The sequence below is a fragment of the Mesorhizobium sp. P3_A8 genome (genome assembly GCF_056402995.1).
The window spans coordinates 84,207-98,064 of record NZ_JBFUGI010000004.1; the positions used below are offsets into that span (position 1 = coordinate 84,207).

Annotated in this window: 14 protein-coding genes; 7 read left to right on the plus strand and 7 right to left on the minus strand. The window is 62.9% G+C overall.

What is annotated here, in order from left to right; genetic code table 11:
- The first annotated feature begins 1 nt into the window (after nt 1).
- Nucleotides 2–1,033: an NAD(P)/FAD-dependent oxidoreductase gene (locus tag AC1DX4_RS11050; protein ID WP_477220356.1), complete on the plus strand. Its 1,032-nt coding sequence runs from the start codon at nt 2–4 to the stop codon at nt 1,031–1,033.
- A 6-nt stretch (nt 1,034–1,039) separates the two neighbouring features.
- Here AC1DX4_RS11050 and AC1DX4_RS11055 read toward each other — a convergent pair whose 3' ends face one another.
- Both AC1DX4_RS11055 and AC1DX4_RS11060 read right to left on the minus strand, forming a co-directional pair.
- The gene (locus tag AC1DX4_RS11055) at nt 1,040–2,521 is read right to left on the minus strand and encodes an MDR family MFS transporter (protein ID WP_477220357.1); all 1,482 of its coding nucleotides are present in this window, start codon (nt 2,519–2,521) and stop codon (nt 1,040–1,042) included.
- Nucleotides 2,522–2,752: 231 nt separating this feature from the next.
- Nucleotides 2,753–3,376, minus strand: coding sequence for a DUF922 domain-containing Zn-dependent protease (locus AC1DX4_RS11060; RefSeq protein WP_477220358.1), 624 nt, complete (start codon nt 3,374–3,376; stop codon nt 2,753–2,755).
- Nucleotides 3,377–3,475: 99 nt separating this feature from the next.
- Here AC1DX4_RS11060 and folP point away from each other — a divergent pair, with 99 nt between their 5' ends.
- The 3 genes from folP to folK are packed head-to-tail and all read left to right on the plus strand — an operon-like array spanning nt 3,476 to nt 5,186.
- A complete protein-coding gene (gene folP, locus AC1DX4_RS11065; protein ID WP_477220359.1) occupies nt 3,476–4,327 on the plus strand; it encodes a dihydropteroate synthase in 852 nt (283 codons plus the stop codon).
- 3 nt (nt 4,328–4,330) lie between these two features.
- Nucleotides 4,331–4,690, plus strand: a complete 360-nt coding sequence (gene folB / locus AC1DX4_RS11070) for a dihydroneopterin aldolase (RefSeq protein WP_027044656.1) — start codon at nt 4,331–4,333, stop codon at nt 4,688–4,690.
- Nucleotides 4,674–5,186, plus strand: a complete 513-nt coding sequence (gene folK, locus AC1DX4_RS11075) for a 2-amino-4-hydroxy-6-hydroxymethyldihydropteridine diphosphokinase (protein ID WP_477220360.1) — start codon at nt 4,674–4,676, stop codon at nt 5,184–5,186. Before folB ends, folK begins: the two co-directional genes overlap by 17 nt.
- 26 nt (nt 5,187–5,212) lie before the next feature.
- Here the strand turns inward: folK and AC1DX4_RS11080 are convergent, their stop codons facing one another.
- Nucleotides 5,213–5,758 (minus strand): DUF924 family protein, encoded by a 546-nt coding sequence (locus AC1DX4_RS11080; protein ID WP_477220361.1) that lies wholly within the window; start codon nt 5,756–5,758, stop codon nt 5,213–5,215.
- A 15-nt stretch (nt 5,759–5,773) separates the two neighbouring features.
- Complete coding sequence (locus AC1DX4_RS11085) at nt 5,774–7,609, minus strand: monovalent cation:proton antiporter-2 (CPA2) family protein (protein ID WP_477220362.1); 1,836 nt, start codon at nt 7,607–7,609, stop codon at nt 5,774–5,776.
- A gap of 160 nt (nt 7,610–7,769) precedes the next feature.
- Between AC1DX4_RS11085 and AC1DX4_RS11090 the strand changes: the two genes are divergently transcribed.
- From AC1DX4_RS11090 to AC1DX4_RS11100, 3 genes are all read left to right on the plus strand, one after another.
- Nucleotides 7,770–8,807 carry an AraC family transcriptional regulator gene (locus AC1DX4_RS11090; protein ID WP_477220693.1) on the plus strand — a complete coding sequence of 346 codons (1,038 nt, stop codon included), beginning with the start codon at nt 7,770–7,772 and terminating at the stop codon, nt 8,805–8,807.
- An 11-nt stretch (nt 8,808–8,818) separates the two neighbouring features.
- The gene (locus AC1DX4_RS11095) at nt 8,819–10,027 is read left to right on the plus strand and encodes an MFS transporter (protein ID WP_477220363.1); all 1,209 of its coding nucleotides are present in this window, start codon (nt 8,819–8,821) and stop codon (nt 10,025–10,027) included.
- A gap of 179 nt (nt 10,028–10,206) precedes the next feature.
- Nucleotides 10,207–10,473: a hypothetical protein gene (locus tag AC1DX4_RS11100; protein ID WP_477220364.1), complete on the plus strand. Its 267-nt coding sequence runs from the start codon at nt 10,207–10,209 to the stop codon at nt 10,471–10,473.
- Between the two features lie 92 nt (nt 10,474–10,565).
- On the opposite strand, the gene AC1DX4_RS11105 is transcribed toward AC1DX4_RS11100, so the two are convergent.
- The 3 genes from AC1DX4_RS11105 to AC1DX4_RS11115 form a co-directional block, all read right to left on the minus strand.
- Entirely contained in the window at nt 10,566–11,117 is a 552-nt protein-coding gene (locus AC1DX4_RS11105; RefSeq protein WP_172228651.1) for a hypothetical protein, read from the minus strand.
- 123 nt (nt 11,118–11,240) lie between these two features.
- A complete protein-coding gene (locus AC1DX4_RS11110) occupies nt 11,241–12,326 on the minus strand; it encodes a YcjF family protein (protein ID WP_477220365.1) in 1,086 nt (361 codons plus the stop codon).
- A complete protein-coding gene (locus AC1DX4_RS11115; RefSeq protein ID WP_477220366.1) occupies nt 12,323–13,798 on the minus strand; it encodes a YcjX family GTP-binding protein in 1,476 nt (491 codons plus the stop codon). Before AC1DX4_RS11115 ends, AC1DX4_RS11110 begins: the two co-directional genes overlap by 4 nt.
- Nucleotides 13,799–13,858 lie beyond the last annotated feature (60 nt).

The following is a 13,858-nucleotide window of genomic DNA, read 5'->3' on the forward strand; positions in this document are numbered from 1 at the left end:
CATGACCGAAACAATCAAGACGGACGTTCTCATTGTCGGGGCAGGGCCGGTTGGCCTGTTCGCGGTGTTCGAGCTTGGCTTGTTCGACATGAAGTGCCACCTGATCGACATCCTCGACCGGCCCGGTGGCCAATGCGCGGAACTCTATCCGGAGAAGCCGATCTACGACATTCCCGGCTGGCCTTCGATCTCGGCGCAAGGACTGGTCGACAAGCTGCTCGAGCAGATCCACCCGTTCAAGCCTGACTTCACCTACAACCGCATGGTCTCCAGCCTGGAGAAGCTGGAGGATGGCAGCTTTCGTGTCACCACCGACGAGAACGAGGTGTTCGAGGCCAAGGTGGTGGTGATCGCCGCCGGCGGCGGCTCGTTCCAGCCGAAGCGGCCGCCGATCCCGGGTATCGAACCCTATGAGGGCAAGAGCGTCTTCTATTCGGTGCGCCGGATGGAGGATTTTCGCGGCCACGACCTTGTCATCGTCGGTGGCGGCGACTCGGCGCTGGACTGGACGCTGAACCTGCAGCCAGTGGCAAAGAGCGTGACGCTGGTCCATCGGCGCGCTGAATTCCGCGCCGCGCCCGACAGCGTCAACAAGATGTACGCCATGCAGGAGATGAAGGAGCTGGAATTCAGGGTCGGCCAGGTGACCGGGCTGACCGGGGCCGACGGCCAGCTATCATCGGCTACCATCAAGGGTGGTCCGGACGGCGATATCGAAGTGCCATGCACGCGCATGCTGCCATTCTTCGGCCTGACCATGAAGCTCGGGCCGATCGCGGAATGGGGGCTCAATCTCCACGAGAACCTGATCCCGGTCGACACCGAGAAGTTCCAGACGTCGGTGCCCGGCATTTTCGCGGTCGGCGACATCAACTGGTATCCGGGCAAGCTGAAGCTGATCCTGTCGGGCTTTCATGAAGTGGCGCTGATGGCGCAGGCAGCCAAGCGCATCATCAGCCCCGGCGAACGCATTGTGTTCCAGTACACGACCTCGTCGACAAGCCTGCAGAAGAAGCTCGGCGTCTCCGGCTAACCCTTTTTACTCCGCCAGGATCGGCGCCGGATTGTCGACATGACCGCGAAGCTCTTTCTCGGGCATCAGCGTCAGGGTGATTAACCCCAGCACCAAAGTGGCGGCCGCGACGAGAAAGATCATCATGAAGGGTTGGACGGATACGACATGTCCAGCCATCTGCACGCCTTCACCGGCCAGCGGCAGCCCAAAGCCCAGAGCGACGGCGCCAAGCATCGCGACTCCCAAGGCACTGCCCAGCGAACGCAGGAAGGTCAGCACGCCCGTTGCTACGCCGAGGTGCATACGATCGACAGCGTTCTGCACGGAGACGGTGGTTACCGGAAACGTCGTTCCGGTTCCCAATCCAATGCAGATGGTCAGCACTTCGACGACAAGCAACGATGCATGTCCGGCGACAAAGGCCAGCAGGCCCATGGACAGGGAGGCGAAGATGACGCCGGTCATCGCGATGCGCTTGTAGTGGGTAAAGCGCGGTATCAGGCGGCCGCTGGAAGCGGCGCCGCCCACGGTTCCAAGCAGAAGGCCAAGCATCGCAATGCCCGATTGGCTGGCCGTCAGGCCAAGGATCGACTGCAGGTAGACAGGCAGGTAGACGGCAACGCCGACGCTGGAGGCCTGGAACAGGAACATCGACAGAGTGCCGGCCAGGACGATCGGATTGCCAAGCACCTCGAGCGAGATGAGCGGTTCGGCGGCTCGCATCAAGCGCAGGGCAAAGGCGCCCCAGAAAAGGGCGGAGCAGGCCAGGACGCCAATGACTTCCGGCGATAACCAGGGGTAGGCGCTGCCGCCCCAGTTCAGCGCCAGCAGCAGCAGTGCCGTGGCCACGATGAGAAGCAAGGCACCAAGACCATCGATGCTGTGGTTCTTGGCGGCGATCGGCAGTTTCTTGAGTGGCTTGTTGATGATTGCCATCGCCAGGAAGCCCAGCGGAATATTGATCCAGAAGATCAGCGACCAGTGCAGATGTTCCGCGAAAGTGCCGCCCAGCAGCGGTCCGGCGACGCTGGCGACGGCCCAGGTGCCGGAGAACCACGCCGCATAGCGCGCCCGCTCTCGCGGCGGAACAAGGTCGCCGACCACCGTCTGCGTCAGCGCGAAAAGGCCACCGCCACCGGCACCTTGGATGGCGCGTCCCAGGACGAGGACGAACATGTTGGGAGCCATTGCGCTGACCAGCGATCCCAGGAGAAAGATAAGGATTGCCGCATAGACGGTGGGCCGACGGCCATAGACATCGGAAATCTTGCCGTAGAGCGGCGCCACGGCGGTTGCGGTCAAAAGATAGCCGGTGACGATCCATGGCAGGTATTCGGCATGGCCGAGCGAGCGCCCGATGGTCGGCATGGCAGGCGCGACGATGGTCTGATCAAGTGCGGCCAGCAGCATCGACAGGAGAACGCCGCCAATGATGGCGTTCTTCTCGCTTTCGGTCAGTGGTGTGGCGGCAGCCGCCATGGTCTGCTTGTCGGCAGCTTGGTCCATAGTCTTTGTCCATGTGTTTGCGCGCTGTGCGGGTCACCGATTGGGCTTGCCTGGTGTGTTCGCCGCGCGATCGGTCGTGGTGCTCGTGCTTCGAAGGTTGTGCCCTGCCAACCCCGTGATATGTCGTTCCGTATAAGCCGATTTCGACCTCTGCTCGAAAATTTTTCGAAGCTGGCACTACGCTTCGGCGTGGTTGGCCTGCGTTGGCGCCATCAGTTGCGCCGCCCAAATTCAGGCCGGTGGCGGCAACTGACCGCTCTCGATGCGCTGGATGCGATAGCGCATGAGCCGCAGGATACGGCTTTCGAAATTGACGCTTTCGACGCGATCGAACTGCACCTGGGCGCGGTCGTGCTTGGCGAGGATGGCGGCGGTGATCTCGGCCGCCTTGGCCTTGGCCGCACCGCAATCCTTCTGCGGATAGGTCGCCCTCAGCGCGTCTTCCAACTGGCGGCCATGGTTCTTGGCGATCTCGACATGGCGTTCTTCGTGGCGCTTGATGTCGGCAGCCAGCGTATCCCAGAACAGCTTCACATCGGGGTCTGCCTTGCGCGGGCGCCGCCATTCCGGAAGGATCACCTTGACCTTGACGGTCACGGCGGCGTCGGCGATCCGGCAGGAGCCAGCCTGCCTTGCGTAGCTGATACGGGTGGTGAAGGCCATCTGGGTGGCGCCGGGGTGGCGCGAGCCCGTGCTCTTGACCTGCGGTCCACGTGTGGAGAGCTGCTTCTCGATGTCTTCGAGCGTGCTGCCGCCAATGGAAAAATAGCTGTATGTTTTCACCAGATTGGCCGCGCCCGCCGGGACGGCGGTCACGGCAAGCAGCAGCGCGCAAAGCAGGGATCGTTTCATCATATTGCCTCTTCCACCACCTTGCTTTACGGCCGTTGCCGGCGCAACGGAATTGATCCTTTGCGGATCACACATCGTTGATGAGCCTATGGTTGATATGCAATGACGGCGAGGCGATGGCAGCTGGCGCATGGACGCCATCTCGACCTTGGCGGCAAGGCCGTGGTCGTCGGCATCCTCAACGTCACCCCCGACAGCTTTTCCGACGGCGGCCTGTTCGATGTGCCTGAAGCGGCACTGAGCCAGGCGCGTCGCATGATCGGGGAAGGGGCTCAGATCATCGATGTCGGCGGAGAATCGACCCGGCCGGGCAGCGCCGCCATATCGGCCAGCGAGGAACAGGCGCGCGTCCTGCCGATAATCGAGGCGCTGGCGAGCGCCAACGAGGTGCTGATTTCGGTCGACACCTATCGTACTGAGACCGCGCGGCTTGCAGTGGCTGCCGGCGCACATATCGTCAACGATGTCTGGGGTCTGCAGCGCGAGCCTGACATTGCGCGGGTCGCCGCCGAAACCGGCGCCGGGCTCGTCATCATGCATACCGGTCGGGATCGCCAAAAGCTGCCCGACGTCATCGCCGACCAGCTGGTGTTCCTGGAAAAATCGTTGGAGATCGCCCGTCGGAGCGGCATTGCGGACGATCGCATCGTGCTCGATCCCGGCTTTGGCTTCGCCAAGGAGACGGCGGAGGAAAATCTCGATCTGATGGCACGGTTTTCCGAGCTTCATGCGCTCGGCTTTCCATTGATGGCCGGTACCTCGCGAAAACGCTTCATCGGCGCCGTCACCGGCCGCGATGCGGTCGACCGCGCTGCCGGGACGGCGGCGACCAGCGTCATTCTCAGGCTCAAGGGCGCGCATCTGTTTCGCGTCCATGATGTCGCAATCAACGTGGACGCGCTGGCCGTGGCGGATGCTATGCTGGCGCGTGAAACCGCCGCACCGGGACGCTGAGCCATGTATGTCATCCGCTTGAAGAACTGCGCCTTCTTTGCCCGGCATGGCGTGCTCGACGAGGAGGAGGCGCTCGGCCAGCGTTTCTATGTCGACGCGGTGCTGTCGGTCGAACCCGGACGCGCGCTTGTCGACGACGCCATCGAGGAAACCGTCAATTATGGCATTGCCTTCACGGTGATCGAGAAGATCATCACCGGCGAGCGGCGCTTCCTGATCGAGGCCCTGGCAATGGAAGTAGCAAAGGCGCTGACGGAGCGGTTTCCGCAGATCAAGAGGGCCGAAATCACCGTGCGCAAGCCGAACGCGCCAGTGCCCGGCGTGCTCGATTATGTCGAGGTGACCGTTGTCTGGCCCGAATAACACCGTCTACCTCAGCCTTGGCGGCAATCTGGGCGACCCGGCTGCCTCGATGGCGGCTGCGCTACGCATTCTCGACGCCGATGCGGAGACGCGGGTCACTGCAGTCTCCTCGCTCTATCGTACGCCGCCCTGGGGCAAGCTCGACCAGCCGGATTTCCTCAACGCCGCGGCCGAATTGTTGACCCGGCTCTCGCCGCGGGCGCTGCTCGACCTCTGCCTCGATGCCGAGCGCAAGCTCAAGCGGGTGCGCGAGGAGCGCTGGGGGCCGCGCCTGATCGATATCGACATACTGGTGTTCGGTGACCGCGTCATCCATGAGACCGGGCTGGAAGTGCCGCATCCGCGCATGCTGGAGCGCGCCTTCGTGCTGGCGCCGCTGGCCGAGATCGCGCCGGACCTTGCCGTCGGCGGGCGAAGCGTATCGGAGCGATTGGCTGCGGTCGAGACATCAGGCATCGAACGTCTGACGTCCGGCCGGGATTGGTGGCTGACCTGAGCTCTTCGCCGCGACCGTCGTAGCGATCAACCGGAGAAGCCGCCTTCGTTGAGAAACGCCTGCTCCTGCGGTGTCGTCTCACGGCCAAGCATTTTGTTGCGGTGCGGAAAGCGACCGAAGCGCTGGATGATGTCGCGATGCTCCAGCGCGTATTTCAGGTTGAACTCGGCCTTGGCGGTGTGCAGTTCGACCGAGATGTCCTGGTCGGCAAGGTTTTCCGCATGTTCAAACGGCAAATACAGGAACACGCGCAGTTCCGGCTCCAGCGCCAGATCATGCCCGGCAGCCACCGCCTTTTGAGCGAAATGCTTCGCCAGCGGGTCGGTCGCGTACATATGGCTGGTGCCGCGAAAGCAATTGCGCGGAAACTGGTCGAGCAGGATCATTAGTGCCAGCGAGCCTTCGGCATGACCGGACCAGTCGTCGCATTCGCGCCGCGCGGCGGCATAGTGCAGGTCGAGAAAGTGGTCGCGGAAATCGGCATCGAAAGCCTCGTTCTTCTCGAACCATGCATCCTCGCCGGCGTCACGCCAGAATTTGGTGACCGACAGAGCCCGGCTGTCCAATTCCATTCATGAATCCTTAGTTCAATCGGCGGTTTCGGATTTGTGCAGCACGCCGGCCGTCTCCTCGTTGAGGGCCTGACCAGGGCGGCGCGGCGTGGAGAGGGGTGTCGGAATCGGCGTGCCGATATTGCCCCGCAAGAAGCGTTGGCCGGCGCGGATACCTTCGGCGAGCTGGGTTTCGAACCGGTCGTTGTCGCGGCGCCTGACATCCTCGATCGTTTCAGCCACGTCTTCGGGATCAACGCCAAGCGATTCCAGCGCCGAGCCGCCGAAAACCAGTGCCGATTCGAAGGTTTCGCGCAGCTGGTAGTCGACGCCGGCGCGGATGAGCTGCAGCGCGGTGCCGCGATCGAAGGCGCGCGCCAGCACGGTCAGCAAGGGAAACTCAGCCTTGACGAGTTCGGCGATGCGAACGGCGGCATCGGCCTTGTCGACGCAGATCAGCACGGCGCGCGCCTGGCCAGCGCCCGCGGCGCGCAGGATGTCGAGTCGCGTGCCGTCGCCATAATAGACCTTGAAGCCGAAATCAGCCGCCGCCTGGATCATCTCGACATCATTGTCGATGATCGAGACGTCGATGCCGCGCAGCAGCAGCGGCTGGCTGGCGATCTGGCCGAAGCGGCCGAAGCCGATGACCAGCACGCTGCCGGTCAGGCCGTCGGCGACATCGACGCCATCGAGCGATTGCTCGTCGCGCGGGATTATATAGCGCAGGGCGATGATCGCCAGTGGCGTCAGCACCATGGAGATGATGACGATCGCCGTCAGCGTTGCGTTGGCGTTGCTGTCGATGATGCCGACGGCAGCGGCGGCGGAGTAGAGGACGAAGGCGAATTCGCCGCCTTGCGCCATGAAGACCGCGCGTTCCAGCGCCTCGCGATGGCCGGTCTTGAGGATGCGGGCGACGATGTAGATGCCAAATGCCTTCATCACCATGTAGGCGACGACATAGATGGCGATCAGCTTCCAGTTCGCGGCCACCACATGCAGGTCGAGCGACATGCCGACGGCCAGGAAGAACAGGCCGAGCAGGATGCCGCGGAACGGCTCGATGTCGGCTTCGAGCTGATGGCGGAAGGTCGATTCGGACAGAAGAACGCCGGCCAGGAACGCGCCCATCGCCATCGACAGGCCGCTGAGCTGCATGGCGAGCGCCGATCCGAGCACGACCAGAAGTGCCGCGGCCGTCATCACCTCACGCGCACGGGCATCGGCCAGGATGCGGAAAAAGGGGTTGAGCAGATAGCGACCGGCCAGCACCAGTCCGACGATCGCGGCAAGGCCGATGCCGACCTCTGTCAACCTTTCCGACAGGCTGGTGTCGGCGCCACCGGGCGCCAGGAACGCGATCAGGGCCAGCAGCGGCACGATGGCCAGATCTTCCAGCAGCAGGATGGAGACGATGCGCTGGCCTTTCGGCGAGGCGATCTCGCCGCGTTCCTCGAGAAGCTGCATGACGATCGCCGTCGAGGTCAGCACGAAACCGGCGCCGGCGACGAAGGATTGCGAGATTGGAAAACCACCGGCCATTCCGACACCGGTCAACAAGACCGCGCAGACGCCGACTTGCAGCGCGCCGAGCCCGAAGATTTCGCGGCGCAGGCCCCAGAGCCGCGACGGCTGCATTTCCAGTCCGATGATGAACAGGAACATGACGACGCCGAGTTCGGCGACATGGAGGATGGCCCCCGATTCGGAAAAAACGCCGATGCCGAACGGGCCGATCACCACGCCGGCGGCGAGATAGCCAAGGATCGAGCCGAGGCCCATGCGCTTGAAGATCGGGACGGCGACGACCCCTGCGGCAAGCAGCGCCACCACCTGAATGAGATCGCTGCCCGACGCTTCCGCTGCCATGCCTCTTGTCCCTATGTCCGACAGCACTCCTTGCATGCAGTTGGAGCGGGAGGCAAGGGCGGGGAGCCTGCCAGGACGGGTAGGTGCCGTTGAAGCGTTTCCCCTGGTGGAACAACCGTCTTCGCTTGCCTGCCGGACGATTGGTATCTATATCGGCGGGATGACTATCCATTCGTCCCGACCGTCTCCGCCGCCCCATATTCCGATGGATGCGCTTAGCGAGGTCCTGCAAGACTTTCGCTTGAGTGGCGTCAATTATGGCCGCTGCGAGCTCCGACATCCTTGGAGCATAGAGTTTCCGCAACAATCGCTGCTTCGTTTTCACTTTGTCGGTCAGGGTCCTTGCTGGATCCATACCGAAGCGCAGGGATGGCAGGAGTTGCGCGATGGCGATCTGGTGCTGCTGCCGCAAGGCATCGCCCATCGGCTGGCCAGTGCGCCGGACGTTGCAGTCGGCTCGCTCGATGATTGCCGGGTAACCAAGTTGGGGAGCAATGTCTGCGAAGTCGTACGGGAAGGCACGGGCGCGACAAGCACACTTTTTTGCGGCTCAATGGCCTTGGGCGCCTGTGCGTTAAACCCATTGATCACGCTGATGCCGCCTATCATCAAGGGTTGCGACGTGGCTGGCAATGACCCGGTGGTTGGTCCGTTGCTGGCGGCCATGACCGCGGAGGCCGCGCAACCGCAGATGGGCAGCGCCACCATCTTGTCGCGTATGGCGGACTTGCTGACAGCCCGGCTCATTCGCTGCTGGGTCAATTGTACGGGAGCTTCGACCACCGGCTGGCTCGCTGCCATCCGCGACCCCCATATTGGCCGCGCTCTGGCAGCCATGCACAGAGACCCCGGCCATAACTGGACGCTCGAAAGCCTCGCCAGCCTGGCAGGCCAATCGCGCTCGATTTTCGCCGAGCGCTTCAGCGCTGTATTGGGAGAGGGTGCTGCACGCTATCTCGCCCGTTTGCGCATGCAGCTTGCCCGCGAGTTGTTGGGGCAAAACGGCTTGTCGGTGGCCGAGGTAGCTACCCGCTTGGGCTATGAGTCCGAGGCATCCTTCGCTCGCGCCTTCAAGCGCATCACCAATGTCTCGCCAGGCGTTGTGCGTCGCACAATTCCCGGACGAATAGACATGGATTTCGGATTTTTAGATACATATCATCCGAAGAGACTGGTTTATGAAGATCTCCAAACTTAGGAGATCTTTCCGTGACTGACACAACATTACAGCTTGAAGACGCGGCGATAGACGTTGATGCGGCTGCGCCGACCGCGTGGAGCGCAACCACCTGGTTCGCGGTCATTTCATTGGCGGCCACCAGCTTTGCCCTGGTCTCAGCCGAATTTCTGCCGGCAGGTCTGCTGACACCAATGGCGCGCGATCTCGGCATCAGCGAGGGAACGGCCGGACAGGTCGTCACCGCCACCGCTTCCGTCGGCGCCGTGACGGCGATGTTGAGCAATGTTCTTATCGGCCGATTGAACCGCAAGACGGTGCTGGTTGGCCTCATGGCCCTAGCGGTCGCTTCCAATATTCTTGCGGCGCTGGCGCCCAATTTCTGGCTGCTGTTGCTAGGCCGGGCCGGGCTGGGAATCGCTCTCAGCGCCTTCTGGGCGCTTTCGGTCGCCGTCGTCGCGAGGCTGGTTGGCGCCAATGCGACAGGTCGGGGCATGGCTATCGTCACCCTCGGCGTCTCGCTCGCCACCATTGCCGCACCGTCGATGGGTGCGCTGATCAGCGACTGGCTGGGATGGCGCAGCGCCATGGCCATGACAGCGGGGCTGGCCGTGGTCGCCATGTTGCTGCAGTTGCTTAGCCTGCCGTCGTTGCCCGCAACGGCAAGCAATAGTCTTGCAGACGTCCTTCGGCTGACACGGCGGCGTGGCATTCAACTTGGCATGCTTGCTATTCTTTTGTTGATGACGGGGCATTTTGCCGGCTCGGTCTATGTGCGCCCCTTTCTCGAACATGTGACGCTGCTTGCAACCGGGCCAATTGCCCTGGCGTTGCTCGGATTTGGCATCGCCGCAGTGATCGGCAATATTGCCGGTGGCCGCATGGCCGACGCCAATATCCACGTGGCTCTTGTGGTTACCGCCGCATTGATGGCGTTTGCGGCGCTGGCATTGGTGCTTTGGGGCGTGCACATTGGCGTTGCCTTTGGCTTCGCTACGTTGTGGGGCTTCGCCTTCGGCATGGCGCCGGTGGTGCTGCCGACAAATTTGTCTCGCGCAGCGCCGGACGCGCTGGAAGCAGCGGGCAGCCTGATGGTCGCCTCTTTTCAGGTCGCCATCACCATCGGCGCGGTTGTCGGTGGCTATGCCGTGGACACCTATGGCCCTACAGCGCCTTTGACCGTGACTGCTATCCTTGCCGCATCGACAGCCGTCCTGGCGCTGCTACAGCCGCGCAACTAAACTTTGCCGCCGCTGACACAGTAGCCCGAATCCGGCCCGGACAATATTGCAGGCGCGTTACACAAGTTTACGCCGGGTGCGCGTTGCTTGTTGCCACATTCGAAGGCTAAGGACGCTCGGCTACGGCCATTGGAGGGTGAGCGACGATCAAGTCGCGCCCTTTTGAGGAGATGACTGACATGAAGAAGTTTTTGCTTGTTGCCGTCGGCCTGGCGGTGCTCGCCGGTTCTGCCTGTTCGAAGGCGCCGGAATGCACGACCGAGATCGCAACCAAGAAGGCGCAGGACATGGCTGCCGCTCTGCAGGAAGCGATCACCAAGGATCCGTCCAAGGCGGCTGACCTGACTGCCAAGGTCCAGGCGGTGACAACCAAGTATCAGGGCGCCACGACACTTGCCGACGCCTGCAAGGCGTATGACGAGGTGACGGCCGCCATCAAGGGCTAACGCCTGGTTCGACTGTTTGTTTCTAGGGGAGGCGGTGGCGATGGGCTGCCGCCTCTTTGTTTTTGGGGAATGTGCTAGGGCGCGATACGCGCTCAGTTCGGCGCGATGGAGCCGACTTCGACGGCGTCGACGCGCTTCAGGCTCATGCCGATGACCGGTACCAGCTGGTCCTGGACACGCACGGCAACCGTCACGGTCATCGAATTGTCGTCGGGGATGCGGGCCTGCATGACGCCGCGCAACTGGTTGCGGTTGATGGTGAAGACCACCTTGCGGGCATCGACAACGTTGCCGCCGATGATGTCGAGGCCGGAACCGGCAGCGCCGCCCATGAAGGAACCCTTGTAGTCACGGCCCTTGCGCTCGATCTTGGCCGACATCGGCTGGGTGAACATGCCGACCCGGCAGCCGCCGTCCAGCGTCATGCCCATCTTGCCGTCCGGCGTGGAGCCGGTGAAGCTGCAGTTGAATTTCGTGCCCTTGTACTTGCCGGCGACGATTTCGCCCGGGCCGACCCATTTGCCTTCGGCCGACTGGAAGAACTGCTTGTCCGGCTCTGTGGCGGAAGCCCCCGAGGCAACACCGACGACCGCTGTGATCGCGACGGCCAGGGGCAAGACGCTGGACAGAATTACGCTTTTCATCGACGACACCCGGCAACAAAGATGCTGTTTGGAACCGGTTTGACCATGAAGAAGATTGGTTAATGCTTCGTCACTGCGGGGCCTCGAAACCGCGATCCGTTCACCGACTCGAAGAGTAAAACGCTATTTGCCGGAGCCCGGCGTCTCGGTGTCCTTCTTCGTGGCAAACGATGTCAGTGCCGAGAGGAAATCGCCAAGCCCTGGGCGCTTCGCTGCACTGAAGGGCAGGGGGCGCGCCGTTTCCATCGCCGCGATGCCGATGCGCGCCGTCATCATGCCGTTGACGACGCCCTCGCCAAGCTTGGCTGAAAGCCGTGCGGCCAGCCCATGGCCGACGATCTGCTGGACGAAACTGTCGCCGACGGCGATCGAGCCGGTGACCGCCAGATGCGCCAGCACGCTGCGTGCCAGGCGGAAGAAACCCAGCGTTCCCGGCCGTCCGCCATAGAGTTCCGAGAGACGGCGAATGAGGCGTCCGGCCTCGAACACGACATAGGCGACGTCGACGAGCGCGCGCGGACTGACCGCCGTCACCAGCGAGACGCGTTTGGCGGCCTCGAGAATCATCACCTTTGCCCTGGCATCGAGCGGGCCAAGAATTTCCGCCTCGGCCAGGCGCACCAGATTGCCGCCGTCGATGATTTCGCCGCGCAGTTCGGCCAGTGCGCGCCGGCCGGCCGCGGTTTCGGGCTTGGCCGCGACGAAAGCCGAAAGCTCGTCGACCACCGATCGCGCCGCCTTGGGATCGTCGCGCGCGATGGCATCGAGCGCACGTTTTTGCAGCTTTTCGACCTCTGCAAGGCGGGCAATCGCCAGGAATTCACGAATGAGGATCACCAGGAGCGCCAGCAGCGCGATAACGGCCATGCCGGCGGCCAGCCAGCCCAGCCATTCGGCGCGGGCGAAGAGATCGCGGATCAGCTGGTCGGTCCACAGGCCGACAGCCAGCGAAACCAGCACGCCTATGGCGCCAAAGAAGATGCTGCCGAACAGCGAGCGTTTTCTGGGGGCGATCGTCGGCGGCGGTGCGGCGGCAATGATGTCGGGTTCGTCGAAGACGTCGACCTCCGCCGGTATGACCAGCGCGACATCGGTCTTCATCACGCGGGGTTTGCGCGAAGGTTCGGCCTGGCGCGTCTTTGACGCCTCTTGCGTTGGCGCGGCTTCCGGCTCGATGCGGAATGCCGCTGGTTTGCGGGGCGCGATCATGCCAGATGGTCTCCGATCAGGAACTGCAGGGCACGGTCGAGCCTGATATGCGGCAACGACAGCGTCACGCCTTCGGCCGTGCGTTCGAGTTTTGGCGGACGGAACCGCACAAAGCGGATTGCCGGGTCCGTGGAATCCTGCCGGTGATCTGGACCCGAAGTATCGAATACCGCATCAATCTTCTCTGGTAAGTCACCAGGAAATATAGCTGTTTCCGTCTTTCCATCAAACGTCTCGCCGTTGATCTTCTCGCCGGCGATCGGCGTGCCGATGATGACGGGCAAGGTTTCGCGACCTTGCTTGACCATGCCCTCGCGGGTCGCCCGCACCGCCGCCATGGCGACCACGTCGACATCGGCGCCGGTGAAATTCGCCCGCGCCACGGCACGGTCGGCCAGTCGCCGCACGATGGCCTGCAACCGGTCATGGCTCTCGTGGTGCAGGTGATCGGCCTTGGTCGCGGCGACCAGGATGCGATCGATGCGCCGCGAAAAGAGGTCGGTGAGGAAGCTGCCCCGGCCAGGACGGAAGCAGCTGAGGATCTCGGTCACCGCGCGCTCGAGGTCAGCCATGGCGCCAGGGCCGGCGTTCAGCGCCTGCATGGCATCGATCAGCACGATCTGGCGATCGAGACGCGCAATGTGTTCGCGGAAGAAAGGCTTCACAACATGCGTCTTGTAGGCCTCGTAGCGCCTTTCCATCATGGCGTGCAGCGATCCCAGGCGCGGACGCCTGTCGAGGCCGGCCAGCGGCGCGAAGGTCAGCGCAGGCGAGCCTTCGAGATCGCCAGGCATCAGGAAACGGCCAGGCGGCAGGGTCGAAAGCGCACGCTCGTCGAGCTTGCAGGCCTGAAGATAGGCGGCGAAGCTTTCGGCCAGGCGGCGTGCGGTCATCTCATCGGCGTCGGCATTCGGGTCGATCTCGGCTGAAATCGCTCGCCAGGCCCGCGACAGATCCTCGCGCACCGGCAAAGTGGCCATCTCGATGGCCTCATGTGAAAAATCAGCGAAGGATTTGCCGAGCAGCGGCAGGTCGAGCAGCCATTCGCCGGGATAATCGACGATATCGACCGACAGTTTGCCGGAGGAGAACATGCGGCTCCAGCCGGAGGCTGATTCGTATTCGATCGTTAGCCGCAGTTCCGAAATGGCGCGCGTCGAATCGGGCCAGACGCGGTCGTTGACCAATGCGGCGATGTGGTCCTCGTACTGGAAGCGCGGCACCGCGTCGTCGGGCTGTTCTTCGAGAAAGGCGCGAGCGATACGCCCGGATTTCTGCGCCTCGAATAGCGGCAAGCGTCCGCCATGGATCAGATTGTGGACCAGCGCGGAGATGAACACCGTCTTGCCGGCGCGCGAAAGGCCTGTAACGCCCAATCGCAGCGACGGCGAAAAAAGCCCGGTGGCGCGTCCCGACAGCGTATCGAGGGCAATCCTTGCCTCGTCGGTGAAGGTGGTCAGCGATGATGCCAAAATGTGATCTCTCGGGCTTCGGTGCGTCCGATATAGGCGTTGGGACCCGGCTTTGAAATG

What these genes read in the sequence shown, in the direction of transcription:
- AC1DX4_RS11090 (WP_477220693.1), top strand. Translation starts at nt 7,770, where the DNA reads ATGACTATCCATTCGTCCCGACCGTCTCCGCCGCCCCATATTCCGATG.
- AC1DX4_RS11060 (WP_477220358.1), bottom strand. Translation starts at nt 3,376, where the DNA reads ATGATGAAACGATCCCTGCTTTGCGCGCTGCTGCTTGCCGTGACCGCC.
- AC1DX4_RS11105 (WP_172228651.1), bottom strand. Translation starts at nt 11,117, where the DNA reads ATGAAAAGCGTAATTCTGTCCAGCGTCTTGCCCCTGGCCGTCGCGATC.
- AC1DX4_RS11100 (WP_477220364.1), top strand. Translation starts at nt 10,207, where the DNA reads ATGAAGAAGTTTTTGCTTGTTGCCGTCGGCCTGGCGGTGCTCGCCGGT.
- AC1DX4_RS11110 (WP_477220365.1), bottom strand. Translation starts at nt 12,326, where the DNA reads ATGATCGCGCCCCGCAAACCAGCGGCATTCCGCATCGAGCCGGAAGCC.
- AC1DX4_RS11055 (WP_477220357.1), bottom strand. Translation starts at nt 2,521, where the DNA reads ATGGACCAAGCTGCCGACAAGCAGACCATGGCGGCTGCCGCCACACCA.
- folP (WP_477220359.1), top strand. Translation starts at nt 3,476, where the DNA reads ATGACGGCGAGGCGATGGCAGCTGGCGCATGGACGCCATCTCGACCTT.
- folB (WP_027044656.1), top strand. Translation starts at nt 4,331, where the DNA reads ATGTATGTCATCCGCTTGAAGAACTGCGCCTTCTTTGCCCGGCATGGC.
- AC1DX4_RS11080 (WP_477220361.1), bottom strand. Translation starts at nt 5,758, where the DNA reads ATGGAATTGGACAGCCGGGCTCTGTCGGTCACCAAATTCTGGCGTGAC.
- AC1DX4_RS11085 (WP_477220362.1), bottom strand. Translation starts at nt 7,609, where the DNA reads ATGGCAGCGGAAGCGTCGGGCAGCGATCTCATTCAGGTGGTGGCGCTG.
- AC1DX4_RS11050 (WP_477220356.1), top strand. Translation starts at nt 2, where the DNA reads ATGACCGAAACAATCAAGACGGACGTTCTCATTGTCGGGGCAGGGCCG.